General features: G+C 39.3%; 2 protein-coding genes. Both read right to left on the bottom strand.

Going from position 1 to position 939, the window contains the following annotated elements; translation table 11 throughout:
* On the bottom strand, positions 1–419 hold a 419-nt coding region (locus QTO00_RS20195; RefSeq protein ID WP_331426339.1), incomplete at its 3' end, for a Wzz/FepE/Etk N-terminal domain-containing protein.
* 29 nt (positions 420–448) lie between these two features.
* A partial coding sequence (locus QTO00_RS20200) for a polysaccharide biosynthesis/export family protein (protein ID WP_331426340.1) occupies positions 449–939 on the bottom strand: 491 nt, incomplete at its 5' end.

Raw genomic sequence — 939 nt, forward strand, 5'->3', positions numbered from 1 at the left:
TAAGGAAGCAGCAAAGGGTGTGACTTAATTTGATCTTTGAGGTTATCGATAACCCCTGGCTCTTTCTCAATGATCGAAGGGTTGAACTCGGCCACTTGGCTTAGTTGCAATTTGTTTATAACTCGCTGAGCAACTTGGTTAGATTTTAGAATCTCAAATTGAGTGAGGTAGTATTCTGCCGCACGCGTATCTATTCCTACTACCTCTTCAATCGATATTGCATTCTTCTGCGTCGACTCAATAAGCAAAGTTGAAGTCGCTCGGTAGACAGGAGTAATAGATAAAGCTATCAGAGCAGCTATAGCAGTGCATAAAAGCGTGAACACTGATATAGCGAACCAGCGTTTCTTTATTAGATGAAAGTAATAACCCAAATCAATAAGTTGCTCTAGGCTAATGTGTGTAGAAGAGTTTGACATTTCGAATATCCAAAAATACTAGGATTTAATTAGAAAAAGCTTTGTTCGATAACAATGATATCGCCAGGCATTACTTTCTTAGAAAGCCTAACTTTGCTTTTCGCGTCTTCTGACCCAGATTGTGTAACAAAAACTTTGTCTCTCGCGGCGCGATCCGTAAAACCTCCGGCTAACGCAATCGCTTTATCAACGGTTAGTCCTGGTTGATACTCATATCCACCGGGTTTTTTTACTTCACCATTTACGTAAATGCTGCGAAACCCTACTACGCTCACCCTCACTTTTGGCGAGATTAGATAATCGCCTTTTAAGCCGTTAATAATTTCATTTTTAAGACTTTCAGGCGTTTTGTTCAACGCATTTAACTGACCTAAGTAGGGATATTCAAATTTCCCACTGTTACTTATGTAAAGTTCGTCAATCGATAAATCTGACTCACCATAAACTGAGATCTGAATTTTATCTCCCGCACCAATAACATAAGTATCTTCAAAGGACTTAGCTTGAACGACTGATAAAG

Source organism: Vibrio sp. M260118, assembly GCF_036533755.1.
In the GTDB taxonomy this organism is placed as follows: Bacteria; Pseudomonadota; Gammaproteobacteria; order Enterobacterales; family Vibrionaceae; genus Vibrio.